The organism is Andreprevotia sp. IGB-42, from assembly GCF_009848685.1.
Lineage (GTDB): Bacteria > Pseudomonadota > Gammaproteobacteria > Burkholderiales > Chitinibacteraceae > Andreprevotia.
The window spans coordinates 379112-404511 of sequence record NZ_WXTX01000002.1 but is presented as its reverse complement, the minus strand read 5'-3'; the positions used below and the strand labels follow the sequence as shown (position 1 = coordinate 404511).

Genomic DNA, 25400 nt, shown 5'->3' with positions numbered 1-25400 from the left:
GCCTTGCTGCGCACGATGCCAGCCCGTCTTGCCTGATGATATGCAGGCGCATCCGCTGTGTGCGTGTAATGAATAACGCCGTTTCTTTCGGGAAGAAACGGCGTTGTCTAACGGCTGTGTCGCCTGGTACGTGGCGGCCGGTTTCTGGCTAGCAGTTCGCCGGGCAATACCATGCAACCCAAACCGCTGCTGATGATGACGGCTAGTTCGTCAATTCGCCCCGTCAACCCGCATGGGCCAGGCTGCGCTTGCTCTCGCGTGCCGCATGCCAGCTATGCACCAGCCGGCTTACCCGCTCGACGATCTGTGCCACCTGCCCATCATTGATGATCAATGCCGGCAGCAGCCGTATGGTGCGCTCGCGCGTGACGCTGATCAGCAATGCTTCATCGAGCAGCGCACGGGTGACCAGTTCGCCGCACGGCGCTGTCAGCTCGATGCCCAGCATCAGCCCGTGGCCGCGGATGGCTGCTACCGCGGGGTGATCGGCCAGGCTGCGGCGCAGGCCGGCCAGCAGCTTTTGCCCCTGTACGCCCGCACGTTGCGGCAGCTGTTCACGCTCGATGATGTGCAGCACCGCGCAGCCCACGCGGCATGCCAGCGGGTTGCCGCCGAACGTGGAGCCATGGTTGCCCGGCACGAACAACTCCGCCGCCCTGCCACGCGCCAGGCAGGCACCGATGGGAAAGCCGTTGCCCAGGCCCTTGGCCACCGTCATCACGTCCGGCAGCACATCGGCGTGCTGGTAGCCGAACCAGGTACCGGTGCGGCCCATGCCGGTCTGCACTTCGTCCATCATCAGCAGCCAGCCGTACTCATCGCACAGCGCGCGCAATTGCTGCAGGTATTCGGTGCTGGCCACATGCACGCCGCCTTCGCCCTGCACTGCTTCCACCAGCACGGCCACGATGTCCAGGTTGTGCGCTGCCAGCTCGCGCACGGCATCGATCTGGTTGAACGGCGCACGCACGAAGCCCGGCATCAGCGGCTCGAAGCCGCGATGCACCGCCGGGTTGCCGCTGGCGGCCAGCGTAGCCAGCGTGCGGCCGTGAAAGCTGTTGTCCATCACGATCACTGCCGGGTGCTTTATCTGGCGCGATTGCGCGTGCAGGCGCGCCAGCTTCAGCGCGGTTTCGTTCGCTTCCGCGCCGGAGTTGCAGAAAAACGCCCGCTCCATGCCGGCCAGCTCACACAGGCGCTCGCCCAGCCGCTCCTGCCAGGCAATGCCGAACAGGTTGGAGGTATGCATCAGCCGCGTGGCCTGATCGGCAATCACTGCGGCGATTTCCGGGTGCGAATGCCCCAGGTTGGTCACCGCCACACCGGCGATGGCATCCAGGTATTCGCGGCCATTGCTGTCCCACAGCCGGGCATCCTGGCCGTGTTCGAAATGGACCGGTTGGCGGGCGTACGCGTGCATGAGGTGGGCGGCGGGCTGGGCCATGGCGGGTGTGGTCTCCGGGGGATGGTTAAGGGGGTGGTATGGTTTTTTGGGGGGAGTTACAACGCCAGTGCAGCGCTCTTGAACAGCGTTTCGGTGCCCAGCACGCGCAAGCCATCCGGGCCGCTTTCCAGGATGCGGCGTTCGCCCTGCGCGGTCTGCACCTCGACGCGGAAGCCCTCGCGCGATGGCAGGTGCTGCAGGATCTGATCCACCGCTTCGCGCGCGCGGGGTGTTTCGGTTTCGAAAAAGCCCAGCATTTCGTCGTGGCGCCAGATGATCAAACGGTATTTCTGCATGTCAGTGCTCCTTGTTGTGGCTGCATGGCTGCAGCGCGGTATGGCTGTTGAGGATCAGTTCGTTGCAACCCGCCTGGCGGGTACGTTTCAGCGTGGCGATCACTTCATCGCATGCGCGCGCTGCCGCATCGCGCAGCGGTACATCGGCCAGCAATTGCCCGGTCAGCATCGCGCTGAACAGGTCGCCGGTACCCTTGGCATCCAGCGCAATGCGCGGGTGGGCAAGCAGCTGCGCGCCGTGGCGGGTCACCACTGCGACGGTGATGCTGTCGTCAACCGGCGCCGGCATTGCGGGGCCACTGTCCGGATCGATAGCGCTGGTTACCACTACCCATTCGGTGCGGCCCACCAGCAGGCTGCGTGCGGCATCGATCACCGTGTCGATGCCGTGCAGCCGCCGGCCGGTCAGCCGTGCCAGCTCGAAGCCATTGGGCGTCAAGCCGTGCGCGTGTGGCAGCAAGCGCTGGCGGTACGCCGGGATCAGCTCCGGCGATACGTAAATGCCTTGGCCGTAATCGCCGATCACCGGGTCGATATGCACGCGGATATCCGGCCAGCGCGCCATCGTATGTTCCAGCCAGCTGGCGAGGATGCGCGCCTGCCCCGGATTGCCCAGGTAACCCAGCAGGATGGCGCGCACGCTGGCCATCACCCCGCGGGCTTCCAGCTCGTACAGGTAGCCGGAGAACCACGCATCCGGGATGGCGCCGCCGTCCACGCTGGGGTAGTGCGGCGTGTTGCTCAGCAGTACCGTCGGCACCGCTGCCACGCCCAGCCCCAGGCCCTGTAGCGTGGGCACGGCCACGCTGTTGCCCACGCAGCCGTATACCACCTGCGATTGCACCGAGATCACGTCGATCGGCAGTGCACGGCCTTGGCGAAGCGCGGGGGTGATGGGCAACAGCGCTGCCGCTGTCATGCTGCGGATGCCAGCGGCCCGGCAGCCAGGCCGTCCAGCCAGTTGCCCACTACGTCATGCGCGGCGGCCACCAACTGCGAGCCGGACTGCTGCGCGGCCTGGCGCAGCTGGCGCGGGTCTATGCCTGCCTGGCCCAGCTCGCTGGCATGGCCCACCAGCCAGCGTTCGATACGGCTGGCATCGGCTTCCAGGTGGAACTGCAAGCCCAGCACGTGCTGGCCCAATGCAAATGCCTGGTTGGCGCCCACAGGTGTGCTGGCCAGGCGCACCGCGCCCTCGGGGATATCGAACTGATCGCCATGCCAGTGCAGTACCGGCGTATTGCCGATGGCCGCCAGCGGCGATTGCCGCCCTTCGCCGGTCAGCGTCAGCGGCGAGTAGCCGATCTCCTTCACCCCCAGCGGGTACACCTTGGCGCCCAGCGCGCGGGCAATCAGCTGCGCGCCCAGGCAGATGCCCAGGATGGGCAGGTGGGCGGCCAGCCGCTCGCGTACCAGTGCCAGCTCTGCGGATACGAACGGATAGATGGCCTCGTCGTAGGCGCCGATCGGGCCACCCAGCACCACCAGCAGCTCGGGGCTGAGCACATCCAGCGTGCTCAGATCGGCCGTGGTGGCATCCACGTATTCAATGCTGTGGCCGCGTGCACGCAGCAGCGGCTCCAGCGTGCCCAGGTCTTCGAAATGGATATGACGGATTGCAACGATGGTGGACATGCTGATTGCTCCTGTTCAGGTTGGGGAGGGATGGGTATCGGCCACACCGGGCCAGTAATGGCTATGCGGCAATGCGCGCGCGCCGAAAATGGCCTGGCCCACCCGTACCACAGTGGCGCCTTCTTCGATGGCCATTTCAAAGTCGCCCGACATGCCCATGGATAATTCCTTGATGCCCGCACCGGCAGGCAGGTCTTGCTGCATCTGCGCGCGCAGATCGCGCAGCAGCGCAAAGCAGTGCCGCACGCGGGTTTGGTCGTCCGATTGCAGCGCCAGCGTCATCAGCCCGTGCACACGCAGCGCCGGAAAGCCGGCCAACTGGCGCACGAAGCTGCTGGCTTCCTCCGGCGGCAGCCCGTATTTGCTGGCCTCGCCCGAGGTATTCACCTGCACGAACACATCCAGCCCACGCCCCAGCTCCTGCAGCCGCCGCTCCAGCGCCTCGGCCACGCGCAGGCTGTCCAGCGCCTGGAACTCGTGCGCAATGCGCGCTACCACCTTGGCCTTGTTGGTTTGCAGGTGGCCGATCACGCTCCAGTGCAGGTCGGGCAGATCGCCCATGGCTTCCCACTTGCTGTCTGCTTCCTGCACCTTGTTCTCACCCAGCTCGCGGCAGCCGGCGGCATACGCCAGGCGTATGCGTGCTTCATCCACCGTCTTGGATACCGGCAGCAAGCGCACTGCGCCAGCACTGCGGCCGGCCCGTGTACAAGCTGCGGCAATGCGCGCGCGCACGGCCGACAGGTTATGGGCAAGCTCGGCTTGCGAGCTTGCCTTCAGGTAGGTGGGCACCGCGCCTGCGGGCGGCGGCTCCGGGTCATGTGCGTTCAATGATCGGCCTCGTGCTGTTTGCGCCGGCTGGCGCAGGGTCATAGGGAAATGGTCAGTTCTTCCTGCGCCGGGTAGGTGCAGCACGCCAGCGCGTAGCCGCTGCTGCGGTCCGCATCGCTGAGGGCAAAATCGATCTCACGGCGGCAACCGCCAGCCAGGATCTTGATGCGGCAACTGCCGCATATGCCCGAGCGGCACTGGCTCTTGATGGAAATCTGGTTCTCTTCCAGCTGATCCAGGATGCTCTTGTGCGTGTTCACGCTGATGGCCCGGTCCAGGCTGGGAATCAGCAGCCGCCCGCCGGTAGCAAGCTTGCCGTCCAGTACGATGGGCTCTGCCTTGGCGGCCGGTGGCGTGAATGACTCCACCAGGATCTCCGCCGCCGGGTGGATGCGCTTCACCGTTTGCTGCAGCGTGCTGGCAAAGCTGTGGCCACCGCAGATCACCACGGCATCGGGGCTGCCGAAGCCGCGCAAGTCCTGCTCGGTGGGGCGGCCCTGCACGAAGTGCGGTGCCCGGCTGCTGATTTCGTCCCGCGTGACGAAAATGCGTACCTTGAACCAGCTGCTGCGCAGGTCCAGCGCCAGCAGCTCGTGCAGGAAAGGCACATCTCCGATGGTGGTGCTGCACAGGTAAAGATGGACGTTGGGCACCGGCTGGCCGGCGTCATCCAGTTTGCCCAGCTCGCGGATCAGCGCGATCGGCAGGGTCAGCCCGATGCCGCCGGCCAGCATCAGCACGCTTTGCCGGTGCGCAATGGCCGCCACGGTGATGTGGCCGGATGCATACCTGATCGGCAGGATGGCGCCTTCGGTCAGCGTGGCGTGCAGGCTGTCCGATACCCCCTGGTTGCCGGTGCGCTTGACGGCAATTTCAAACAGATCCGGCGCGCTCTTGCGTACTACCGAATAGAAGCGCTGCTGGGCAATACCGCGGATATCCGGGTATTCGATGGCGATATGGCCGCCGGGGGCGGGGGGCTGCAGGCCCCATTGCTCGGCGCCGGCGCGCAGCGTGAACACCTTCACGCCGCCTGCTTCAGGCCAGGCCTGTTCGCAGCGCGCATGGACAAGGGCTGTCATGGAATGATCTCCGCGGTTTCCAGCTTGCGCTCACCCGTGGCAGGCAGCGATGTCACCACGCCCACATGCTGGGTATCGGCCAGGCCGATGCGTTCGATCAGGGCTTCCACCGATCCGGTGTAGACGCCGATCTCGTTGGTATCGCCCACGTCATTGAGGATGTCCTGATAGTGCGGTAGCCCCACCAGCGAGAAGGCTTTTTCCCATGCGCCCAGCTCGTTGTTGGCAAACAGCTGCACGGTCTTGAGGATGGTCTCGCGCAGGTAGGCACGCTCTGCACGGCCCAGCCCCTGCACGATATCGGCCGCCACGAAGCTGAATACGCTGGAATGGCTCCATTCATCAATGGCATGGGTACGGGTGACCTGATGGCAAATGGCCTGGATGGCGGTGTCTTCCGCCATGGTTTTCAGGTAATCGGTGATCAGCGTTTCGCTGGCGCATGCAATGCCGAAGCGCGTGAGCTTGCGCTCCCACTCGGCCGAGCATTCGGCCAGCGCTGCATCGCGCCACTTCACTAGGTTGAAGTCCTCGAAATCCAGCGCCGGGATACCACGCATGCTGTAGATGTAGTTGCATGCACTGACCGACATGCGCGTATGCAGCGCTTCGTCCAGCAGTGCCTCGGAAATCACGTCCTGGATGATTTCCCGGTTGCGCGAGAACGAGGGCGGCGTCTTGATCAGGTCTTCGCACGCCGGCGTGACGATATCGCACTCGATATAGATGGTCTTGAGGTTGTAGATCCCCCATGCATACGACAGGCACTTCGACTTGAGGTGCTCCGGCGCGCTCAGCCACGCCTCGTGATCCTTGAACGGCAGCAGCGAGGCGCTGAAATCCTGCTTGGCCGGATCGAATGCCAGATCGGCGTATTCGGGCAGCTCCTGATTCACTGCGGCGCGCGTGCGCCATAGCGAGGAGAGTTTTTTGAGCATTGCGGCGACTGAATCATCACGTACAACTTCGAAACTTGCCATGGTCGTTACCTCGTTTCGTTGGGTTGGTTGAAACACAGAGAACACGGTTATTGCAGTTACAAGTTGCTTGGTGGTGCCGCCGGCCGCCGCCGCCCGCTTGCGCAGGGTGGCGTACCGTTGCCAGCGATGCATGCCCCCGCACCGGTTACTGCTGGCAAATCATTTTTGTATTAGTTCAAATTGCGTTATGAATGAGTACATTAAAGCAGTGCTTGCAACTGTCGTCAACCTTTCCGCATCATTTGGGTGCGAAAAAGCACTGCACGCCCCACACGGGTGCGCATTTCTTCAAAAAAATTTGATGAAAATGCTATAAAAAACAATGATTAGTGCGCCAAAGCAGGGCATGGCACCATGAAGGAACATTTTGTACAGGCAGGGCTTTTTTGATCCGGGTACTTCTCGTTTATGTATTAATATGAAATTATGTTGGCATGAGTACATTCATGCCTGAGGGTACGACTGCGGTGGAAATTGCCGCATCGATAGACCGCCTGATCCGCTTCGAGCACTGGAAGCCTGGCCACCAGCTACCTGCCGTGCGCTCGCTGGCCGGGGCACTGGGGGTGAACGCCAACACCGTTGCCGCTGCATACAAAACGCTGCGCGATGTGGGCACCGTGGTGACCGATGGCCGCCGTGGCACCCATGTGGCCGAAGATGTCGATCGCATCAATGCAGAGGCGGCCATTCCCGCCGGCCTGCGCGATCTGGCGTCGGGCAATGTGGATGGCCGGCTGCTGCCGCGGCTGGAGCCGGCATGGCTGGCCGACCGGGAGCGGCTATCCGGCTACGATGCATGCGAAGATCACCCGGCGCTGATCACGTTGGCGCGGCAATGGCTGTTTGCGCCGGCCGGCAGCGATGGCGCCATCGCGGTGTTTTCCGGCGTGCTCGATGCCGTCGAGCGCGCGCTGGTGCAGCGATGTCGCCCCGGCGCCAGCGTGCTGGTGGAAGACCCATGCTGGCCGCCACTGCTGGTGCTGCTGACCAGCATGCGCCTCAAGCCGGTGCCGCTGGCGCTGGATGGCGAGGGCGCGCTGATCCCGCCGGCCGACGTGCTGCAGGATGCATCCGCGGTGGTGCTGACCGCCCGTGCGCACAACCCCACCGGCCTGAGCTACACGCGGGAGCGCTGGCAGGCATGGCAGCATGTGCTGGCCAGATCCACCGATTGCCTGCTGATCATCGATGACCACTGGGGGCCGCTGAGCGCCGCCGCACCACCGCCATTGCAGATTTTTTCCACCGAATGGGTATACGTGCTGTCGGTGAGCAAATTCCTCGGGCCGGATCTGCGCGTGGCATTCGCATCCGGCAACGGCCCGGTGCTGAAGGCGATGCGCCGTCGCCATGCACTGGGGCCACGCTGGGTCAGCATCCTGCTGCAGCGCATCGTGGCGCAGGCGTGGCAGAAGCTGCTGGACGAGAATGGCATCCAGGCGGTGCGCCAATCCTATGCCGGGCGGCGCAACGCGCTGCTGGCCGGCCTGGCCAGCCATGGCATCGAGCTGGTAGACAAGGGCGAGGGCCTGCATCTGTGGCTGCCGGTGCACGATGAAATCGAAGCGGTGCAAAGCCTGGCATCCAAAGGCTGGGCGGTGCAGGCCGGCCACCCGTTCCGGCTGCAGAGCGCACCCGCCATCCGCATCAGTATCGGCAACCTGGACATGGACGAAATCGCCCCGCTGGCACGGGATGTGGCGCACGCGTTGACGCTGCGGCGGCGGGCGATTTACTGAGCCGTTGTTGATTCACCTGCTGCAGGCCAGTGGGGTGCTGCGGATGGTGGCAAGCCGCAGGGTGACTGATCAGCCAGCCTGCTAAGGGCGTGCGGGGGCCTGTGGGGCTTCCAGCGTCTTTCCCGGCACTACCCGCAGCGTGCCGGGCGTTTAAGCTGGTGCGCTACTGGGGATATTCATTGCGGCTGATCCAGCTGCTTGCCCAGCGCCTGCCCGCGTATCTTGGCGGCCGGATCACCCTGCAAGGCCGCTGCCGCATACCAGTATCGCGCCAGCGCCAGGTTCCGTGGGGCACCCTGGCCCTGTTCATATAGGGTGGCAATGATGTACTGCGCGCCCACATCGCCATTCTGCGCGGCCTCGCGGTACCAGCGTGCCGCCAGCAGCAGATCATGTGGCGCACCGCGCCCCAGGAAGTACTGCGTGGCCAGGCTGACCTGCGCATCGCGGTGGCCCTGCCGCGCCGCGTGCTGGAACCACCAGGTGGCGGTGGGTTGCGAACGGGCAACGCCATCGCCGTTCTCGAACAACAGCCCCATCGCATACTGTGCCTGCGCCAGGCCGGCGGTGGCGGCCAGCGCCAGCCAGCGGCGCGCCTCGCCCGGATTGGCCGTGATGCCCTGGCCGTGCCGCAGCATCATTGCGTAGTTGAAGGCCGCCAGCCGATCCCCATTGACGGCCTCCAGCCGGTACAGCTCGGCAGCACGCGGGTAATTGCCCGCTTCATACGCCTGCCACGCACCGGCCGCATGCGCGCGCGGCGCAACGCCCAGCGCCAGTACGCAGGCCAGGGTAACGCCGGTATGCAGCAAACGCATGGCCGCCTCGCTTTGGCCTTGCGGCCGAGCCGTGTAGTCTTTGCGCATCCACAATGCACCGCTGCACTGCCATGCACACCACCCTGCTAGATCAACTGCTGAAAACCGATCACCTGAGCGAGCGCGCGTTCTCTGGCGGCGCTGCCTTGTTCCGCTTTCACCAGCAGGTGCGCATCCAGCGCACCCCCTATTTTATCCCCTGCCTGATGGCCGTGCTGGCCGGTGAAAAACGCCTGGTGTTCCGTGGCGCCGAGCATGTGTGCCGCGCCGGTGACTGGATCGCCATCCCGGCCGGCAGCGAGTTGACCTTTACCAATGTACCGGATGCAGAGCGCGGCTACTTTGCCGCGCTGGTGATCTGTGGCGACAACAACCTGATGCAGCGCTTCCAGTCCCGCTATGCCGATCTGCTGCCCGCGCACATCAACAACGAACCGGTATTCAGCCCGAACGACGGCAGCCGCAAGGCATTGGGCGACTACGTGGAGCAGATCATGCTGCCCAGCGTATCCAAGCTCGATCACGCGATGATCGAGCACCGCTGGGAAGCCCTCTGGCTGGCCCTAGCCCGCCAGGGCGTGGCGCGCGAGCTGCTGCTGGCCAAACCCGGCAGCTGGCGCGAGCGCGTATCGTGGATCGTCGCCAGCGATCCGGCGCAGGATTGGCGCATCGATGCCGTCGCCAAGCAGCTGAACGCCAGCGAAGCCACCTTGCGCCGCCGGCTGGCTGCGGAAGAAACATCTTTCAGCGACATCCTCAACGCCGCCCGCATGGACCGGGCGCTGGGCATGGTGATGCATGGCGGGGCAGCCATCCAGCGCATTGCGGAGGCGTGTGGCTATCAGTCGCCTTCGCGGTTTACTGATGCGTTCCGGGCGAGGTTCGGGTTGACGCCTACGGCGTTGCGGGCTTCGTTTTAGGGGGCGGAATCGAATAGAGCGATTGATATTCGAAGCCGCAACGCGATTATGCGAAACCTTGGCTGGCTATCTTTGCAGCTGCAGATGTATCAGGACCCGATGGGTACTGCACCGAATGTTTCCAGTGGCAGTCGCTTAGGTAGCGTATGTGGCTGCGGCTGCAACCAAGCTAGATGTCGCCAAGCATCTCCATGCATCGCAATGACTTTATTGCTTGCAGGCTGCCAAACGACATACCCATCGGTATCACCATTTTTATATGCGTCGCATAAAGCGGTAACAAGTAAACATTCTCCACTATCTAGATTCCAGCGACGTAATGTGCCGTCATCGCCAGCGCTAAGTAGCCAAGGCTGATCCCCTATTCGAAGTGCTGGTGAAAAAACGCATGCATTCACTGAGCCTTCGTGTCCGCGCAAAACTACCCCAGGAGCACCAGTTACCGCATCCCAAAGCTGAATAGTGCCATCAACGCATGCATTGGCTAACCATAGTCGCCCATTTGCATCCGCTGCTGGCGCAAAAGTGCAGAAAGAGGAACCGCCTCCGTATCCTTGCAGTGTTATACCAACTGCACCTGTCACGATATCCCATAGTTTGGTCGTGCCACTTATATCCGTGCAGGCTAGCCACCATTTTCCGTCTGCATCCTCGGCAGGCGCAAAGGAACAGTTCCTCACCCAATAATTGTTTCCTTCAATTACTAGTCCAGCTTTGCCATTTTCTATATCCCACAGCTTTACCGTGCCCGTGCTACTTGCGGTAGCCAGCCATAGTCTTCCAGTCGCATCTGTTTTTGGGGCAATGGCGCAGGCGCTAACGGTTTCTGTTTGCTTTGGCAATATCGGCCCACTGGCGCCACTGCTGACGTCCCATAGCCGGACCGAGCCACCCTCATCCGAACTGGCCAACCATAACCGACCTGCTGAATCCATTGTTGGGGCGAAGGTGCATGCGCGAATCCAGTCTTCATGCCCACGTAGTTCTGGACCAGGGACACCGTTTTGTATGTCCCACAATTCGATTGTGCCATCGAATCCCGAACCGGCAACCCACCACTGACCATTTGCATCCAATGTCGATGCAAATGCGCAACATCCCCAAGGGCGATGCTTCGCCAACATTGGTCCCGCCACGCCACGCTCTTCTTCCCATAGTCTTATCAATCCGCCCCTATCTGTACTGCATAACCATCTGTGCCCTGCTGCATCTATTACTGGTGAAATAGCGCAGGTATCTATCCCGAGTTGGCGTTCAACCTCTGGACCAAGGGTTCCGCTATTTGCATCCCAAAATGTTAAGCGGCCATTCATGCCTGATGCTGCCAACCAAAGCTGCCCGTTAGCGTTCGTTGCTGGAGCCCAAGCGATTTTTTGTGCCCAATTATTATAACCCGGCATGCTCAATTTCATTGCACCAGTGGATATATTCCAAATCCTGATTTTATTGTCAAGGCCTGTACTGGCCAGCCTAAGTGGCCATTCCTTGGTCGGTGCAAAGGCGCATGCACGAACTGGCTTTCCATTTCCTTCCCATATGGTGGGGCCAGCAGTGCCACTTGTTACATCCCATAGGCGAAGTGTTCCATCCTCGCCTGCACTGGCTAACCATAACTGACCATTCGAATCTAGAGCAGGAGCAAAGCTGCAGTCCGTCACATTCCCTACATGTCCGTGAAACACAGGACCGGCGGTGCCATTTGTAGTGTCCCATAGCCTAACCGTGCCATCCTCGCCACAGCTTGCTAACCAGCGATGATTGGCCGTAGCTGGTGCAAAGCAACAGCTGTTCACCGCACCTTGGTGACCGCGCAGCAACATACTTGGCTCGTTATTAGTTACATCCCATAACCTGATTGCGTCGTCATGGCCCGCAGTTGCTAACAATAATTTTTCATCCGCATTGGCTATAGATGCGAAGGCGCAAACTGTTGCTGGGCCATCATGCTTATATAGTTCAGACCCTGCTGCGCCATTCGTAACATCCCATAGCTTGATTGTTCCATCATATCCGGCGGTAGCCAGCCACAAGTACCCCTCTGAATCGACAAATGGGGCGAACGCACACGAACTCACCATATTCCCGTGCCGACCTAAGGTAGGGCCAGATTCACAACTCTCGGCATCCCATAATTCGATTAAACCGTTGTAACTAGTGGTAGCTACCCAGTGTCGCCCAAGGGCATCTGCGCTAGGCGCAAATGCTATGCTGAGAGCCCTATGCGTAGCAGGCATCCATTTCAATTGCTCGTCATTCCTTTCTTCACCACTTGGTGCAATTTGCAAATGGGTAAATCGGTGTTGCCAGTCAGATTGAGTTCCAGCTGGAAGGTCGCACAGCAGCCACTGTGGCCGGTAGCCACTAGCCCCACGCCATTGACTATCTGAAAGCGCACAGCGCCTAAAAATGCTGGCGCTAAGCTCAGCATTGGTAAACTTGGCCCCTCGTAGCGAGCAGTCGATGAAGTTACTGCGGGCAAGAGCAGCCTCATCAAACAGGCAATGGTCGAGCCGTACGTGGCGGAACACTGTGCTCTGGAGTTCCGCTCCCCTAAAAATTGCCCCTGCAAGGTCAAGCATTTGGCTTGGCTTGCCTTCAATTAGCCAATCTTTTAGTTTGGCTTCAGACAGGTTTAGCGCACGTATATTAGGTGTAGGCCAAGTGCGTGCCTGCGCCTGCATTGCGTAAGCCAGAATCAATTTACTGGTCTGTGTTTGTTGCGAGCTGCCCCAGTGTTGAAGTGCTATAATTAAATCTGGATTATTAGCCTCTCCTATCAGTTGCCCTAGAAAGTCTAGCGTTTCTTTGCTGGGCACGGGCATGTCCCAATCAGCCTGCCGATTCTGCTTCAGTGCATCACACAAATAGCAGGCGAGGAAAAATTCATGTAGGGACGTGTGTGCAAATCGGAAGCTGCTTTGCTCGCCATCATCTTGGCGAGCCAAGAAGGTTGCAGTACGTAAGTCTTCTTCAAGCTGATCTGGCAAAAATCGTTGGTAGCGGCTACTTAAACTAGGTTTGGTGGTGATCCAGCCATGGAACCAGTCATTGAGCTCGCCGATTGGCAATGCATTGCGGCCGCTACGCCACAAGTGTGCTCCTAAATGGGCGGCAAGTTGAAGTTTGTGTTCGGAACTGATGCTGTGTTTACCGTTGTCGCGCGCCAACCAGCTCTCCGCCATTTTTCGGTATAAGGTAACTCCGTAGACGGTGCGACCTGTAGCCCGCTCGCGCTCAATGTCAGGAATGAACTGTGCAATCAGTTTGAGGGTGTATGGCCGCTGCGTTAGCTCCTCCAAATTGTGAATGGCGCGGACCATAGCGATCAGTTGATCAATGTTCATTTCCGGCAATGCCAGCGCCAAGTAGTTCCGCACCTGTACTTCGGTCCACGGCAAAAGCAGCATTGCTTCGTAGCGTTCGGCGCTGAATTCTCCACGATCGGATTGAGTGAAGTGGCTATTCTGAGCCTGCAAGGTTGGGAAGTATTGAGTGCGGCAGGTGATCAGAATCTTTAAAGTTGATACACGACCTTCGCGCTCCGCACGCGCGGCAGCATCCGCAATCAATTTCAGCAAATTGTTTGTGAAAGTCTTTCCGTCAGCCTCGCTTAATTTCACCAATACTTCATCTAGTCCATCAAATACAACCAGAGCCCCTTGCGCTATCCAAAGATGTACATTAGCCATGGTGTCGCCCGCGCCGCTGTCGAGCCAGCCACGCTTCATGCATTCTTCTAGAGCCTCACCTAAGGTTGGTACTTTCTCACGTAAACCAGTAACATGGCGTAGGTCAAAGTAAAGCGGGATAGGAAGCGTTGGATCGCCTTGCCGAGCTTCATCAAGTTGACGGGCAAATAATTGGCAATTGATGGTTTTGCCCATGCCATATTCGCCCAAAAGCGCAAACAGTGGTGGCGCATTCCGATTGCCAAGCCATTCATGCAAAGTTTGCAGTACCGGAGCGCTACGGTCTCCAGTATCTGCGGAGGTGGTGGTTTCAGACTGAATATTGGCGCTATGCAGTTTTGTGGGTCGCCCAGCTGCTTGTTGATCAAGCAGGTGCTCTTTCATCGCATTGAGATCAGGTAATCGCATTCGCCCGATACCAGGGGGGAGACAAGCGGTGGAGAGGAGAGAAGGGGGGGCTGGCTGAGCGGGCACCATGCTCCGCTCAATAGTGGGTGGAGGCTGAATCGGCCCAATGGCGATCAGAGCGTGTACCACTTGCGCTGCATTGTGTGCGGCGATACCTTGATCTTCATCCTTGCTGGTGGTGTTTTTGTTGCCGTCACCCCAGTCGCTTATGCCCTTGATCACGATCCAATCGGTCTTATTGGCTTGGGCCGCAGCTTCGATTCCTGCAGCCTCCATTTCCCCCCCAACGAATTCAGGCTCTATTTGAGCCAGCTTGGCGATGAAATTCTGATCATCTATGAGCTTGTCTCCGCAGACGATGCAGCCTAAATGGATGCGAGGCCAATCCTCGTTCAAATGAGCTAGGCTGCGCACCCTATCTACTAGAGTTCTTGATGCTGGAGGCCGTGCACCACGGGGTATTTGCGTCCCGTCTGGATTAATTCGTGCGGATTCGTAATCAAAGATGTAGTCAGATACCAGTACATCACCGATATGGCGCTTTCCATTGTTGTGACCGAACGCAATGCCGGCGGCGATTATAGCGCCGGGCCTGAAATGCGCTATGGCCCATGTGGCCGTTTGCTGAGCGCCTTTACGCCCTTGCTGACTGATAACGTGGATCACTTCCTGATGGCCGACCACGCCAAGGCGCAGAAAACTATGTGCGCCTTCCTGCTCTATTTTGTTAGTTCCGCCAAACAGTTCCCGTATCGCCCGGGTTTCGTATTCATTGAATGTAACTATTACTACTGGTTGGCCTAAGAGTATGCCACGTGCTTCGTCTTGCAATAGCGTAGTCGGGATACTGTTCAGATCGCCTGTATATGGCTTACCTCCTACCTCCGCAAGCCCTTCGAACCAGACCCATCGATTGTCGCCCGCCTTTTTGTCTGCTGTTGTCTGCACGCTAAATTGTATGCCTAGGGCTGTAGCGGTGTCCTCGATATGATCAAGAAAGCGCTTGAGCATGACGTTAGCACTGTTTGTGCTTGTAGCTAGTGGCGACAAGGCATCTCGAAGCCCGTTATAGCCTGCGCGGCCATCCTCTCCAAGATGTGCAACTAGCACATCCAGCGATGCCTGTTTTGAAGTGGCGAGGTGGGGGCGTATTTTTTGTAGGCTAATCCGGGCGAGAGAGCGGGGCAAGGGCATGGAGAAATCCATCTTGTTGATGTTGAGAAATCATTCTAGAGACATCTTTTTGGTGCGTCAAAATGAATTGTTGTTTTTGTTGTTATTGTGTTTTTATCGTGAGGTGATAATTGGTTTTGGATTTTGGTATTGGTAAGGTAAGCGAGTCCCCTGCCGTACCTTTATCGGCATCTTGTGCGCTTTGTTTTCGCACCCCACCCAACTTGATCGCCAAAGGCGAAACACTGCGCGTTTGCAGCGATCACACCTGCTCCCCAGCGTATAGATTTGCTCCGTCACCCAACCGGAGGAATCCACCATGCGCACTACCCCGCAACGCCTGCTCGCCGCCACCCTAGCCTTCGCTTCCCTCGCCGCTACCGCTGCCGATTTCAGCGTGACCAGTACCGATGTACCGGCCGGCAGCAAGCTCAGCCAGAAGCAGGTGGCCTATGGCGATGGCTGCAAGGGCCAGAACCTGTCGCCGGATTTGAGCTGGCAGAACGCGCCGGCCGGCACCAGGAGCTTTGCCATCGTGGTGCATGATCCGGATGCGCCGATGACCGGCGGCTGGTGGCACTGGATTGCCTACAACCTGCCGCCGACCGTCACCAGCCTGAAGAGCGGTGCCGGTGATTACGAGGGCAAGGGTTTGCCATCTGGCGTAATCCAAGGCAAAACCAGCAGCGGTAGTCAATACTGGGGCGGTGCGTGCCCGCCTTCCGGCGACAAGCCGCACCGCTACAATTTCACCGTGTATGCGCTCAAGGTGGACCATCTGGCAGCCAAGCCGGACGACAGCCCGCAATCACTCAGTGAAGCAATCAGGAAGCAGGCCATTGCCAGCACCGTCATCACCGCCACCTACGGGCGCTGATGCGCGCCCGGCGCTTGCCTGATCTACCGTCACGGGGCTACGGCCCCGATGGCTGCCAGCAAAGCCCGGGGCACCGCTGCCTGCCGGGTTCTGTTTGCGGCGCCAACAGGGAGCAGTCATGAAAGTAGGCGTTCTGGGTTCGGGCGAGGTTGCCACCACGCTGGCGGCCGGGTTTGTGCGACATGGGCATCAGGTACTGATCGGCAGCCGTGATCCGGCCCGGCTGGCTGATTGGTTGGCTGCCCACCCGGGCAGCACCGCCGGCACGTTTGCTGATGCCGCCGCCTTTGGCGAGCTGGTGGTGCTGGCGGTAAAGGGCAGTGCGGCGCTGGATGTGCTGGCACTGGCCGAGGCGGCCAACCTGGCGGGCAAGCCGGTGATCGATGTCACCAACCCGATAGCCGATGCGCCACCCGTCAATGGCGTGCTCAGTTTCTATACCGACCTCAACCTGTCATTGCTGGAAACGCTGCAGCAGGCGTTCCCCGAGGCGCACTTCGTGAAGGCGTTCAATTCGGTGGGCAGCGCGCGCATGGTCAATCCGCAATTTACCGGCGGCCCACCATCGATGTTCATCTGCGGCAACGATGATCATGCCAAGCGCACCGTGAAGGGCGTGGTCGAGCAGTTTGGCTGGGAGCCGATCGACATGGGCACCATGGCCGCAGCGCGCGCCATCGAGCCGCTGTGCATGCTGTGGTGCATTCCGGGCTTCCTGAACAACCAGTGGCAGCACGCATTCAAGCTGCTGCGCTAACCCCATCCCATCCATCCCATCAGTCCCACCAGAACTGCCGCCACAACGTGGCGCATCTTGCTGAGGAATCATCATGTCCAACCAACTGGAAACGCTGCTGGCCAAAGGTGCCATTACCGATGCCATCAACCAGCTGTTCATCGCCACCGATCAGCGGGATTGGCCATCGGTGCATCAGGTATTGGCCGATAGCGTGCTGCTGGATATGTCGTCGGTTGGTGGCGGTGCGCCGTCGGCACAAACGCCGCAGCAGATCACAGCCGCGTGGCAAAGTGGGCTGCGGCACCTGGTTGCCGTGCATCACCAGATCGGCAACGTGGTGATCAACGTGAAAGGCAACGAGGCCGATGCATTCTGCTACGGCACCGCCAGCCACTACTTGCCCAACCCCAGCGGTATCAACACCCGCACTTTTGTGGGCACCTACGATTTTGCGCTGAGCAATAACCATGGCAGCTGGCGCATTGCCGCGTTCCGCTTCAAGCTGAAGTATATGGAAGGCAACCCCACGCTGGAGCAAAGCGCCGGCGTTTAGCACCGCAACAAACCCTGCTGGCGACCTTGTATGCGAGCGGCGAGCTGCCGGCGGCAAGCTGGGAGCGCCTGGCTGAGGGGACCGAGCGGGGGTAGTGAGCCGGGTACTGAGCTGGGGGTGCCGAGCTGGGGGCGCCGAGCCTTACTTGTCGTATGGCTTGTACTGCCTGCGTTTCGCGCGCCTCGCCGGCCGCACCTCGCCGGCCGCGTCTTGCCAGCACCGCCTTGTCAGCACTGCCGCGCCAGCCGCAGCTCGTCGGCTACGTTCCACCGCGTTTTGTGGGCGGCTCCCGTTGTGCTGCGGCATGGCCTGCAGCAGTGCCGGGCAGCGCGCGGGATTATTCCTATGGGCTGGCCCGGCGCGGCTGGTTAGACTCGAAGATTCAAAGCGATGCAATCGAGGCGCCATCATGCAGGTCACCATCTACCACAACCCGCGCTGCTCCAAATCGCGCGATACGCTGGCGCTGCTTGAAGCGCGCGGCATTGCGCCCCGGGTGATCGAATACCTGAAAACCCCGCCAGATGCCGCCACGCTGGACAAGCTGCTGACGCTGCTCAAGCTGCAGCCGCGCGAGCTGATGCGCCGCAAGGAGGCCGAGTACTCGCTGCTGGGGCTGGATAAGCCGGAACTCACGCGTAATGAACTCATTGCGGCAATGCTTGCCACACCTAGACTGATCGAACGGCCTATCGTGGTGGTTGATGACCAGCGTGCTGTGATAGGCCGGCCACCGGAGGCGATCTTGTCCTTGTTTGTGTAGGCCCGCTACCAGTGAACCAGTGCTGGCAAACCACGAGGTACGGCTGCAAGGTGCGGCCGGCAAGGCAGGGCGCCGCCATGCAATACCGCTAGCAGCGCTGGCGGACCCAAGTCAGGAGATCTTGTATGAGCCATAAGCCTTACCAGCCGATAGACAGCGATTTGTACGATTATCTGGAACTGGCGTGCACCAACCACTACAAGCTGTACGTGGAGCGTGTGGGCGCCCCGGAAGTAGTGGGCCGCGCGCAGAACGTGTTCGACAAGGACCAGATCGAATACCTGCAGCTGGAAACCCACGAAGGCCCGGTGGATGTGCGGCTGGATGACCTCAACGCCATCACGCCGCAAGATCACGGTGCGCTGTTCGGGCGCATCGTTTACCGCTGACGCGGCCAACTCCCCATTCATTCCTCCATGCCGCCGGGTTACGTAACGCGTGCCCGTGCGGCTATCGCGCAATGCGGGTAAGCCGCAGGCGCGCCCGCCACGAAGCCGCCGCATACTGACGGTTTTTTGGCCCCCATCCCATGTTTGCTTCCCGCCGTGCCACCGGCATCTTGCTGATCCTGCTGTCTGCCTGCGCATTCGGGCTGATGCCCATTTTTGGCGTGTACGCCTACCGCGCGGGTGCCGATACGCAAGGCATCCTGCTGATCCGCTTTGGCGCTGCCGCAGTGATGATGGTGGCGCTGATGCAATGGCGCGGCGCACGCTGGCCGCGTGGCAAGGTGCTGTGGGGGCTGGTGGGCATGGGCCTGGCGTATTCGGCGCAGGCGTTCTGTTATTTCTCGGCGCTGCAATACGCATCCGCCGCGCTGGCTGCGTTGCTGCTGTACTTGTATCCGGTGCTGGTTACGCTGATCGCTGCTGCCTTCCTCGGTGAAAAGCTGCGCCGCCGCGCGATGTTTGCACTGCTGCTGGCGTGTATCGGCCTGGTGCTCACCATTGGCAACGGCATTGCCGGCAAGTTGCCGGGCATCCTGTTCGGGCTCGCCACCGCCTTCATCTATTCCGGCTATATCCTGGTCGGCAGCCGCCTTACCCCCAAGGCTGGTGCGTTACCGGCTGCCAGCGTGGTGATGGTGGCCGCGGCACTGTCGCTATCCACATCAACCGCATTTGCCACGCCGCACTGGGCGCATGGCACTGCCGGCTGGCTGGCGATGCTGGGCATTGCGCTGATTTCCACGGTGATCGCCATTTTTGCTTTCCTGGCCGGGCTGGACCGCCTGCGCGCGGCCGAGGCATCCACCTTGTCCACGCTGGAGCCGGTAGTCAGTGTATTGCTGGCCGCCACGCTGCTGGCGGAACCGATGAGCGCGCTGCAATGGCTGGGTGGCGCGGCCATCCTGGCGGCCGCGCTGCTGATTGCGCTGACACCGCCAGCAGTGCCGGCGGAGTAACGCCGACCCATGCACGGCATGCATGGGGGCTATCCATGTTGAAGGTGGTGCGATGCGGCGGATTCGCGCTTATGCTGAGCGCATGTCGTATTGCCAACCTGGGCCGCAATGATCAAATCCCCGCTGTTCCTCGATGTCGTGCTGCCGCTGTGCGTATCCGGCAGCCTGATCGGCTTCTTCCTGATGCTGATCCTGTCGCGCATCCTGTATGACTATGTGCAACGGCATTACGGCAACCTGCTGGCCCCGACCGAGAGCCAGACCATGTGGGTAGACCAGGACATGGCCATGGCGTTTGTCGGCGATGTATGGGCGCTGACGCGCCGCCGTGATTTCCGCGTGATCGCCTCGCCATTCTGGCGTGGCCTGTTCTGGGTGAATGCCGGCGTGGGCCTGATCGCCATGCTGGCGCTGATCACGCTGTGCGCGGCGTTCGTACTTTAGTCGGCAGTCTTGTCTGCGGGCAGTTGGCCAGTCTGTACAAAGCGGCTGATCTGGTCGAGCACGTCGCGGCGGTGGCGCAGCGGGTAGGAAAGCGCGCCGATCAGGCCGGCATGGCTGGTGCCCGTGTAGCGCAACCACGCCACCTGGTTGCCGCTGGCGCGTAGCGCTGCAGCAAGATGCTCGCTATTGCGCGGGTAGACGGTGGTATCGCCATCGGCGGTCAGCAGCAATGTGGGCGGTACGCCTGCCTGCACGTAGTGAATGGGCTGGGTGGCAGGCCAGCCATCGCGCGGGGCAAAGATCGCTTGCAGTGCCGGGTCGGTCAGCGGCAGGAAATCATACGGGCCAGCCAGGCCGATCCAGCCGCGCGGTGCCGGCCCGCTAAAGCCTGCTTGCGCCAGCCAGCGCTGATCCAGTGCCAGCATGGCCGCGTTGTATGCGCCGGCAGAGTGCCCCATCAGGTAGAGGCGTGCCGGATCGCCACCAAACTCGGCAATGTGTTCGCTGGCCCAGCGCACTGCCGCCGCGCTATCGGCCAGGAAATCCGGGTATTTTGCTGCCGGGTAGAGCCGGTAATCGGCCAGCACCGCAGTGATGCCGCGGCTTGCCAGTGCTTCGCCAACAAACAGATAGTCGCTACGGCTGCCGCTTTGCCAGTTGCCGCCGTAAAAGAACACCACCACCGGGCTGGCGCCGTGCGTGCCGGTGGGGCGGTAGATGTCCAGCTGCAGATCGGCCGCGCCAAAGCGCACGCCTTCCACGCGGGTATAGGTATCGGTCGGCGCCAGCGCATTGACGATGCGCGTGGCAGAACAGCCTGCCAGCAAAGCCAGCACGGCCGGGATACCGATCAGCAGCAACCCCATCTGTTTCAGCATGCGCGCCACTCCAGCAGATTCAGTACCACCATGTACGTGGCTGGCGGCTGGCTGGATGCAAGCAATGCTCGCTCAGCCCGCGCGCAATGCGCGTGCGGCATCCAATGCAAAGTAAGTCAGCACGGCATCCGCGCCGGCGCGCTTGAAGGCGATCAGGCTTTCCAGCATCACCGCTTCTTCATTCAGCCAGCCATTTTGGGCGGCGGCTTTCAGCATCGCGTATTCACCGGATACCTGGTACACCATGGTGGGCACGCCAAACTGGTCTTTCACGCGGCGCACGATATCCAGGTAGGGCATGCCCGGCTTCACCATCACCATGTCCGCGCCTTCCTGCAGATCCAGCGCCACTTCGTGCAACGCTTCGTCGCCGTTGGCCGGGTCCATCTGGTAGGTGTACTTGTTGCCCGTGCCCAGGTTGCCGCTGGAGCCCACCGCATCGCGGAACGGGCCGTAGAACGCGCTCGCATACTTGGCCGAATACGCCATGATGCGGGTATGGACGTGCTGGTCGCGGTCCAGCGCGCTGCGTATCGCCCCCACGCGGCCATCCATCATGTCGCTGGGGGCCACGATATCGGCCCCGGCTGCCGCGTGGCAGCACGCTTGCTTTACCAGCGCGGCAATCGTTACGTCGTTGAGCACATAGCCTTCGTCACGCCCCTCGGTGCCGATGATGCCGTCCTGACCATGCGTGGTGTACGGGTCCAGCGCCACGTCGGTAATCACGCCCAGCTCGGGGAATGCGGCTTTCAGTGCCTTGATGGTGCGCGGCACCAGGCCATCCGGGTTCCATGCTTCGGCGGCATCCAGCGATTTGAGCGGCGCATCGATCACCGGAAACAGCGCCAGCGCCGGCACCCCCAGGCGCACGGCTTCGGCGGCGGTTTCCAGCAGCAGGTCGATGCTCTGGCGCTTCACGCCCGGCATCGATGCCACCGCTTCCTCGCGCGCGGTGCCGTCCAGCACGAACACCGGCAGGATCAGGTCTGCGGGGGTCAGCGTGTTTTCGCGCATCAGGCTGCGGCTGAAGGCATCGCGGCGCATGCGGCGCGGGCGGAACGAGGCGTGGGTGCGGTTGAACATCAATCTATCCTTGAATCGGCGTGGGGCTGGATTTGCTGCGGGTGGCAGGCAATGCGTGCAGGCTCAGGCGGGATTTTACGCCACTGGCCGCGGTGGCCGCGTCAGGCAAAACGGTGATTTTTGCGCTGCGCGGCACCGCTGCATGGTGCTGGCTGTTACCACAGCGCAACCATGGCCAGTTGCCGGGCGTAATCACGCACATCCACAGGCCAGTTGTCGGTGCTGGCTTCAAACGCGGCGCGGTTGCCGGCAAACAGCGCACGGGTGGCGTCTTCAAAGCCTGCCTCGTTGCCGGCCATGGCTGCCATGAAGCGGTAACTGGCTTCCTGCGAGAGCCGCTTGCGGTCTGCATCGTCATTGGCGCGGCGCGCTTCTTCCACCAGCTTGCGCAGCGCTACCGATGCACCGCCCGGCTGCGTGGCCAGCCAATCCCAATGGCGCGGCAGCAGCGTGACTTCACGCGCTACCACACCCAGCCTGGGGCGGCCCCGGCCACGCGGCTGGTCGTCTTCGCCGGCGTCATCGGCCGGCTGCGCTGCGGGCAGCCGTTGCAGTACATCGGCAACGCTGCCGCGCAGGTCGAACTCGATGGGCTGGCTGGTGTGATCGTCGAATACCAGGATGCTGGCGGTTTCACCGCCATCGCATACCTGCTTGACGGCAATGGCCACGGTGCCGAGCGAACCGGTGGCAAGGCGGCGGGTGCCGGCAAATGCAGTGCACTGCTGCGGGGCTGATTGGAGGGTGGGCGTAGTCATGATTAACATCCATCATCGTGTTGATGGCTGTTAATTTACCCGGGTAAATACCGTTTGTAAATTACCCGGGTAAAATTTATTGCCAGTTTGCAACGGCGACAACAATCCGCTACTTCAGGCCTGCGCCGGATGGCCATGGCCCGGCCGCGCATTCGCTTGGTTGGGCGCTGCCGGTTTGCTGTAGCGGCCGTAGCGGTCCAGCGACAAGCCGCCGGTTTCGATTTCCGGCACGCGGCCGTCCACCAGATCGGCAACCACCCGCGCGGAGCCGCAAGCCATGGTCCAGCCCAAGGTGCCGTGGCCGGTATTGAGGAACACGCCGCGCACATCAGTGGCGCATACCAGCGGCGTGCCATCCGGCGTCATCGGCCGCAGGCCGGTCCAGGCGCTGGCCTGTGCCGGGTCGGCCGCATCCGGGAACAGATCACGGGTGACCATTTTCAGCGTATCGATGCGCGCCGGGTCCAGCTTGCGGTCGTATCCCACCAGCTCAGCCATGCCGCCCACGCGCAGCCGGTTGTCGAAGCGGGTCAGCGCGATCTTGTAGCTTTCATCCAGCACGGTAGAGCGCGGTGCGGCATCCGGGTCGGCCAGCGGAATGGTCAGCGAATAGCCCTTTACCGGGTAAACCGGCAGATCCAGCCCCAGCGGTGCGGCCAGTGCGCGGCTGGCACAGCCGGCGGCAAGCACCACGCTGTCGGCATAAATGGCTTCGCCGTCATCGAGCACTACCGCGCGGATCTGGTTCTGCCGGGTGATCAGTTGCTCCACGGTCACGCCATAGCGGAACTGCACGCCCTTCTGCACCAACTGCGCGGCCAGGCGCTCGGTAAACAGCTTGCAGTCGCCGGTTTCGTCATTGGGCAGGTGCAGGCCGCCCACCAGCTTGTGTGCAACGCGCTCCAGCGCCGGCTCCACTGCTGCCAGCTCGTTGGTATCGAGCAGCTCATGCGGCACGCCCAGGTGGTTCAGGATGGCGGCATCGCGTTCGGCGGCCAGCATCTGCTTGGGGGTGCGCAGCAGTTGCAGCGTGCCCAGCGCGCGTTCTTCGTAATGCAGGCCGGTTTCGCTACGCAGTTCGCGCAGGCAGTCGCGGCTGTATTCGGCCAGCGGCACCATGCGGCGCTTGTTGCGCTCGAATGCGCCGGTACTGCAGTTGGCCAGCATGCGCGCCATCCACGCCAGCTGGAACCAGCTGCCATCCGGGCGGATGCGCAGCGGCGCATGGCGCGATGCCAGCCACTTGATCGCCTTCCATGGCACGCCGGGCGCCGCCCAAGGCGCTGCGTAGCCGGGCGATACCTGGCCGGCATTGGCAAAGCTGGTTTCCTCCGCCGCAGCGGGCAGTTTTTCCAGCACGGTGACCTGATGGCCGGCCGCTTGCAGATAGTGCGCGGTGGTCACGCCGATGACACCTGCGCCAACGATAACGACTTTCATGGCAACGCCCTGATTTCTTCAGTGAATAACAAAAGTATATTCAGAGCGATGCGGTGGTTTTCGCTATAGTTGATTTGATTTTTGGAGAAAACCCATGCGCACGCAATACCAGGGTGGCCGCAAGCTGGACCGTATCGATTACAAGATCCTGCGGGCATTGCAGGCCGATGGCCGGCTGGCGATCACCGAGCTGGCCGAGAAAGTGGGCCTTACCGCCACCCCCTGCGCAGAGCGCGTGCGCCGGCTGGAAGACAGCGGCGTGATCATGGGCTACCACGCGCGGCTCAACCCCAGGCTGCTGGATGCGCAATTGCTGGTGTTCGTGGAGCTGCGGCTGGAGCGCAAATCCGGCCAGGTGTTCGATGATTTCCGCCACACCATCGCCACCATCCCCGAGGTGCTGGAATGCCACCTGATCGCCGGCGATTTCGATTACCTGCTGAAGGCGCGCCTGCCGGATATGTCGCACTACCGGCGCTTGCTCGGCGATATTTTGCTAAGGTTGCCAGGGGCGGCAGAATCCAGAAGCTATATCGTGATGGAAGAAGCCAAGGAAACCCTGGCACTGCCGCTGCCCGATTGAAGCCATGGATAAGGCATGAGAGACACGATACGCGCAGGTGATCAAAGCCATGTCTGGCCATTGCCGGTGGAGGGCTGTGCCAGCAACGACTGGGCCGCCTACCAGGCACGGCTGGCCCCACTGCTTGCACGCCGCGGGCTGCAGCGCACGGTGCTGGGCGACGTGGGCGATGCGCCGGTGTGGCTGCTGCAACCGGGCGTTACGGCGGCTGGCCCGCGGCTGCTGATCGCTGCCGGTTTTCATGGCGAAGAGCCCGCCGGCCCGTGGGGTCTGCTGCGCTTTCTGGAACAGGCCGACGACAGTCTGTTTGCGCGTGCCCGGCTATCTTTCCTGCCGCTGGTGAATGTCAGCGGTTTTGCCGCCGGTTGCCGCTTCAATCGCTGGGGCGAGAATCCCAACCGGGGTTTCTGCATTACGGAAGATGGCGAAACGCCATCGCGCGAAGGGCATATCCTGCTCGAACACGCACCCTTGCTGGCGCAACTGGGCAGCGATGGCGTACTCAGCTGCCATGAAGACGTATTGGTGCAATATGGCTATGTTTATTCTTTCGAACACGCTGCGGCACCCGGCCCGTTCAGCCACGCATTGCGTGACTGCAATGCCCGCTTTTTCACGTTGATGCCCGATGGCGAAGTCGATGGCTGCCCGGTACGCCATGGGGTGGTGTTCAACCACCGCGATAGCTCGTTCGAATCCTGGATGATGCAGGCGGGCGTGGCCCGCGCCGCCTGTACCGAAACCCCCGGCCAGCAGGCCATGGAAACGCGCGTGGCCGCCAATGCGGCCATGATGGCAACGTTTGTTGAATACGCGCTGGCAGCGCAGGCGGCCGTGCAGACCTGATCATCAAGGA

The 25400-nt window shown here is 61.5% G+C and carries 24 protein-coding genes; 11 read left to right on the top strand and 13 right to left on the bottom strand.

Translation table 11 applies throughout. From position 1 onward, the window contains the following. Positions 1–223 precede the first annotated feature (223 nt). Genes IGB42_RS04650 through IGB42_RS04620 form a run of 7 tightly spaced genes read right to left on the bottom strand, consistent with a single transcriptional unit; the run spans position 224 to position 6268 of the window. Positions 224–1444: an aspartate aminotransferase family protein gene (locus IGB42_RS04650; RefSeq protein WP_159667498.1), complete on the bottom strand. Its 1221-nt coding sequence runs from the start codon at positions 1442–1444 to the stop codon at positions 224–226. Between the two features lie 56 nt (positions 1445–1500). Next, positions 1501–1740 (bottom strand): cytoplasmic protein, encoded by a 240-nt coding sequence (locus tag IGB42_RS04645; RefSeq protein ID WP_159667495.1) that lies wholly within the window; start codon positions 1738–1740, stop codon positions 1501–1503. A gap of 1 nt (position 1741) precedes the next feature. Next, positions 1742–2659: a pyridoxine/pyridoxal/pyridoxamine kinase gene (gene pdxK, locus IGB42_RS04640; protein ID WP_159667492.1), complete on the bottom strand. Its 918-nt coding sequence runs from the start codon at positions 2657–2659 to the stop codon at positions 1742–1744. Further along, entirely contained in the window at positions 2656–3375 is a 720-nt protein-coding gene (locus IGB42_RS04635) for a glutamine amidotransferase (protein WP_159667489.1), read from the bottom strand. Before IGB42_RS04635 ends, pdxK begins: the two co-directional genes overlap by 4 nt. 15 nt (positions 3376–3390) lie before the next feature. Continuing rightward, positions 3391–4206, bottom strand: a complete 816-nt coding sequence (locus IGB42_RS04630) for a YggS family pyridoxal phosphate-dependent enzyme (RefSeq protein ID WP_236822490.1) — start codon at positions 4204–4206, stop codon at positions 3391–3393. Positions 4207–4244: 38 nt separating this feature from the next. Continuing rightward, a complete protein-coding gene (locus IGB42_RS04625) occupies positions 4245–5288 on the bottom strand; it encodes an iron-sulfur cluster-binding domain-containing protein (RefSeq protein ID WP_159667483.1) in 1044 nt (347 codons plus the stop codon). Further along, positions 5285–6268 carry a diiron oxygenase gene (locus IGB42_RS04620; RefSeq protein WP_201799823.1) on the bottom strand — a complete coding sequence of 328 codons (984 nt, stop codon included), beginning with the start codon at positions 6266–6268 and terminating at the stop codon, positions 5285–5287. The genes IGB42_RS04625 and IGB42_RS04620 overlap by 4 nt, the downstream gene beginning before the upstream one ends. A 446-nt stretch (positions 6269–6714) precedes the next feature. Here IGB42_RS04620 and IGB42_RS04615 point away from each other — a divergent pair, with 446 nt between their 5' ends. After that, complete coding sequence (locus tag IGB42_RS04615) at positions 6715–8010, top strand: aminotransferase class I/II-fold pyridoxal phosphate-dependent enzyme (protein WP_201799822.1); 1296 nt, start codon at positions 6715–6717, stop codon at positions 8008–8010. A 176-nt stretch (positions 8011–8186) separates the two neighbouring features. On the opposite strand, the gene IGB42_RS04610 is transcribed toward IGB42_RS04615, so the two are convergent. Next, positions 8187–8828: a tetratricopeptide repeat protein gene (locus IGB42_RS04610; RefSeq protein ID WP_159667477.1), complete on the bottom strand. Its 642-nt coding sequence runs from the start codon at positions 8826–8828 to the stop codon at positions 8187–8189. Between the two features lie 71 nt (positions 8829–8899). On the opposite strand from IGB42_RS04610, the gene IGB42_RS04605 reads away from it, so the two are divergent. Continuing rightward, complete coding sequence (locus tag IGB42_RS04605) at positions 8900–9748, top strand: AraC family transcriptional regulator (protein ID WP_159667474.1); 849 nt, start codon at positions 8900–8902, stop codon at positions 9746–9748. Positions 9749–9837: 89 nt separating this feature from the next. Here the strand turns inward: IGB42_RS04605 and IGB42_RS04600 are convergent, their stop codons facing one another. Beyond that, positions 9838–15039: a pentapeptide repeat-containing protein gene (locus IGB42_RS04600; protein WP_159667471.1), complete on the bottom strand. Its 5202-nt coding sequence runs from the start codon at positions 15037–15039 to the stop codon at positions 9838–9840. A gap of 298 nt (positions 15040–15337) precedes the next feature. Between IGB42_RS04600 and IGB42_RS04595 the strand changes: the two genes are divergently transcribed. From IGB42_RS04595 to IGB42_RS04565, 7 genes are all read left to right on the top strand, one after another. Further along, positions 15338–15895 (top strand): YbhB/YbcL family Raf kinase inhibitor-like protein, encoded by a 558-nt coding sequence (locus IGB42_RS04595; protein WP_159667468.1) that lies wholly within the window; start codon positions 15338–15340, stop codon positions 15893–15895. 118 nt (positions 15896–16013) lie between these two features. Then, entirely contained in the window at positions 16014–16652 is a 639-nt protein-coding gene (locus tag IGB42_RS04590) for an NADPH-dependent F420 reductase (RefSeq protein WP_159667465.1), read from the top strand. A 73-nt stretch (positions 16653–16725) separates the two neighbouring features. Beyond that, complete coding sequence (locus IGB42_RS04585) at positions 16726–17187, top strand: nuclear transport factor 2 family protein (RefSeq protein WP_159667462.1); 462 nt, start codon at positions 16726–16728, stop codon at positions 17185–17187. 409 nt (positions 17188–17596) lie between these two features. Next, positions 17597–17950: an arsenate reductase (glutaredoxin) gene (arsC, locus tag IGB42_RS04580; protein WP_159667459.1), complete on the top strand. Its 354-nt coding sequence runs from the start codon at positions 17597–17599 to the stop codon at positions 17948–17950. Positions 17951–18075: 125 nt separating this feature from the next. After that, a complete protein-coding gene (locus IGB42_RS04575; protein WP_159667456.1) occupies positions 18076–18339 on the top strand; it encodes a Rho-binding antiterminator in 264 nt (87 codons plus the stop codon). A 140-nt stretch (positions 18340–18479) separates the two neighbouring features. Then, on the top strand, positions 18480–19355 hold the full coding sequence (locus IGB42_RS04570; RefSeq protein ID WP_159667452.1) for a DMT family transporter: 876 nt from the start codon (positions 18480–18482) through the stop codon (positions 19353–19355). A 108-nt stretch (positions 19356–19463) separates the two neighbouring features. Beyond that, positions 19464–19799 carry a hypothetical protein gene (locus tag IGB42_RS04565; RefSeq protein ID WP_159667449.1) on the top strand — a complete coding sequence of 112 codons (336 nt, stop codon included), beginning with the start codon at positions 19464–19466 and terminating at the stop codon, positions 19797–19799. Here the strand turns inward: IGB42_RS04565 and IGB42_RS04560 are convergent. The 4 genes from IGB42_RS04560 to IGB42_RS04545 all read right to left on the bottom strand — a co-directional run bounded on the left by IGB42_RS04560 (position 19796) and on the right by IGB42_RS04545 (position 23961). After that, the gene (locus IGB42_RS04560; protein WP_159667446.1) at positions 19796–20677 is read right to left on the bottom strand and encodes an alpha/beta hydrolase; all 882 of its coding nucleotides are present in this window, start codon (positions 20675–20677) and stop codon (positions 19796–19798) included. The two genes, IGB42_RS04565 and IGB42_RS04560, sit on opposite strands and share 4 nt — an antisense overlap. Before the next feature lie 72 nt (positions 20678–20749). Next, the gene (gene hemB / locus IGB42_RS04555; protein ID WP_159667443.1) at positions 20750–21763 is read right to left on the bottom strand and encodes a porphobilinogen synthase; all 1014 of its coding nucleotides are present in this window, start codon (positions 21761–21763) and stop codon (positions 20750–20752) included. Positions 21764–21918: 155 nt separating this feature from the next. Beyond that, positions 21919–22521, bottom strand: a complete 603-nt coding sequence (locus IGB42_RS04550) for a DUF2239 family protein (RefSeq protein ID WP_159667440.1) — start codon at positions 22519–22521, stop codon at positions 21919–21921. Positions 22522–22635: 114 nt separating this feature from the next. Continuing rightward, on the bottom strand, positions 22636–23961 hold the full coding sequence (locus IGB42_RS04545) for a D-amino acid dehydrogenase (protein WP_159667437.1): 1326 nt from the start codon (positions 23959–23961) through the stop codon (positions 22636–22638). 94 nt (positions 23962–24055) lie between these two features. Between IGB42_RS04545 and IGB42_RS04540 the strand changes: the two genes are divergently transcribed. Both IGB42_RS04540 and IGB42_RS04535 read left to right on the top strand, forming a co-directional pair. Continuing rightward, positions 24056–24544, top strand: a complete 489-nt coding sequence (locus tag IGB42_RS04540; protein ID WP_159667434.1) for an Lrp/AsnC ligand binding domain-containing protein — start codon at positions 24056–24058, stop codon at positions 24542–24544. A gap of 15 nt (positions 24545–24559) precedes the next feature. After that, entirely contained in the window at positions 24560–25390 is an 831-nt protein-coding gene (locus IGB42_RS04535) for a M14 family metallocarboxypeptidase (protein ID WP_159667431.1), read from the top strand. Positions 25391–25400: the final 10 nt, after the last annotated feature.

Excerpts from the sequence above, each read along its gene's own strand:
- IGB42_RS04535 (WP_159667431.1), top strand. The coding sequence starts at position 24,560 with ATGAGAGACACGATACGCGCAGGTGATCAAAGCCATGTCTGGCCATTG.
- IGB42_RS04615 (WP_201799822.1), top strand. The coding sequence starts at position 6,715 with ATGCCTGAGGGTACGACTGCGGTGGAAATTGCCGCATCGATAGACCGC.
- IGB42_RS04600 (WP_159667471.1), bottom strand. The coding sequence starts at position 15,039 with ATGCCCTTGCCCCGCTCTCTCGCCCGGATTAGCCTACAAAAAATACGC.
- IGB42_RS04570 (WP_159667452.1), top strand. The coding sequence starts at position 18,480 with ATGTTTGCTTCCCGCCGTGCCACCGGCATCTTGCTGATCCTGCTGTCT.
- IGB42_RS04585 (WP_159667462.1), top strand. The coding sequence starts at position 16,726 with ATGTCCAACCAACTGGAAACGCTGCTGGCCAAAGGTGCCATTACCGAT.
- arsC (WP_159667459.1), top strand. The coding sequence starts at position 17,597 with ATGCAGGTCACCATCTACCACAACCCGCGCTGCTCCAAATCGCGCGAT.
- IGB42_RS04625 (WP_159667483.1), bottom strand. The coding sequence starts at position 5,288 with ATGACAGCCCTTGTCCATGCGCGCTGCGAACAGGCCTGGCCTGAAGCA.
- IGB42_RS04650 (WP_159667498.1), bottom strand. The coding sequence starts at position 1,444 with ATGGCCCAGCCCGCCGCCCACCTCATGCACGCGTACGCCCGCCAACCG.
- IGB42_RS04575 (WP_159667456.1), top strand. The coding sequence starts at position 18,076 with ATGAGCCATAAGCCTTACCAGCCGATAGACAGCGATTTGTACGATTAT.
- IGB42_RS04645 (WP_159667495.1), bottom strand. The coding sequence starts at position 1,740 with ATGCAGAAATACCGTTTGATCATCTGGCGCCACGACGAAATGCTGGGC.
- IGB42_RS04605 (WP_159667474.1), top strand. The coding sequence starts at position 8,900 with ATGCACACCACCCTGCTAGATCAACTGCTGAAAACCGATCACCTGAGC.
- hemB (WP_159667443.1), bottom strand. The coding sequence starts at position 21,763 with ATGTTCAACCGCACCCACGCCTCGTTCCGCCCGCGCCGCATGCGCCGC.
- IGB42_RS04560 (WP_159667446.1), bottom strand. The coding sequence starts at position 20,677 with ATGCTGAAACAGATGGGGTTGCTGCTGATCGGTATCCCGGCCGTGCTG.
- pdxK (WP_159667492.1), bottom strand. The coding sequence starts at position 2,659 with ATGACAGCGGCAGCGCTGTTGCCCATCACCCCCGCGCTTCGCCAAGGC.
- IGB42_RS04595 (WP_159667468.1), top strand. The coding sequence starts at position 15,338 with ATGCGCACTACCCCGCAACGCCTGCTCGCCGCCACCCTAGCCTTCGCT.
- IGB42_RS04565 (WP_159667449.1), top strand. The coding sequence starts at position 19,464 with ATGATCAAATCCCCGCTGTTCCTCGATGTCGTGCTGCCGCTGTGCGTA.
- IGB42_RS04635 (WP_159667489.1), bottom strand. The coding sequence starts at position 3,375 with ATGTCCACCATCGTTGCAATCCGTCATATCCATTTCGAAGACCTGGGC.
- IGB42_RS04620 (WP_201799823.1), bottom strand. The coding sequence starts at position 6,268 with ATGGCAAGTTTCGAAGTTGTACGTGATGATTCAGTCGCCGCAATGCTC.
- IGB42_RS04545 (WP_159667437.1), bottom strand. The coding sequence starts at position 23,961 with ATGAAAGTCGTTATCGTTGGCGCAGGTGTCATCGGCGTGACCACCGCG.
- IGB42_RS04550 (WP_159667440.1), bottom strand. The coding sequence starts at position 22,521 with ATGACTACGCCCACCCTCCAATCAGCCCCGCAGCAGTGCACTGCATTT.
- IGB42_RS04590 (WP_159667465.1), top strand. The coding sequence starts at position 16,014 with ATGAAAGTAGGCGTTCTGGGTTCGGGCGAGGTTGCCACCACGCTGGCG.
- IGB42_RS04540 (WP_159667434.1), top strand. The coding sequence starts at position 24,056 with ATGCGCACGCAATACCAGGGTGGCCGCAAGCTGGACCGTATCGATTAC.
- IGB42_RS04610 (WP_159667477.1), bottom strand. The coding sequence starts at position 8,828 with ATGCGTTTGCTGCATACCGGCGTTACCCTGGCCTGCGTACTGGCGCTG.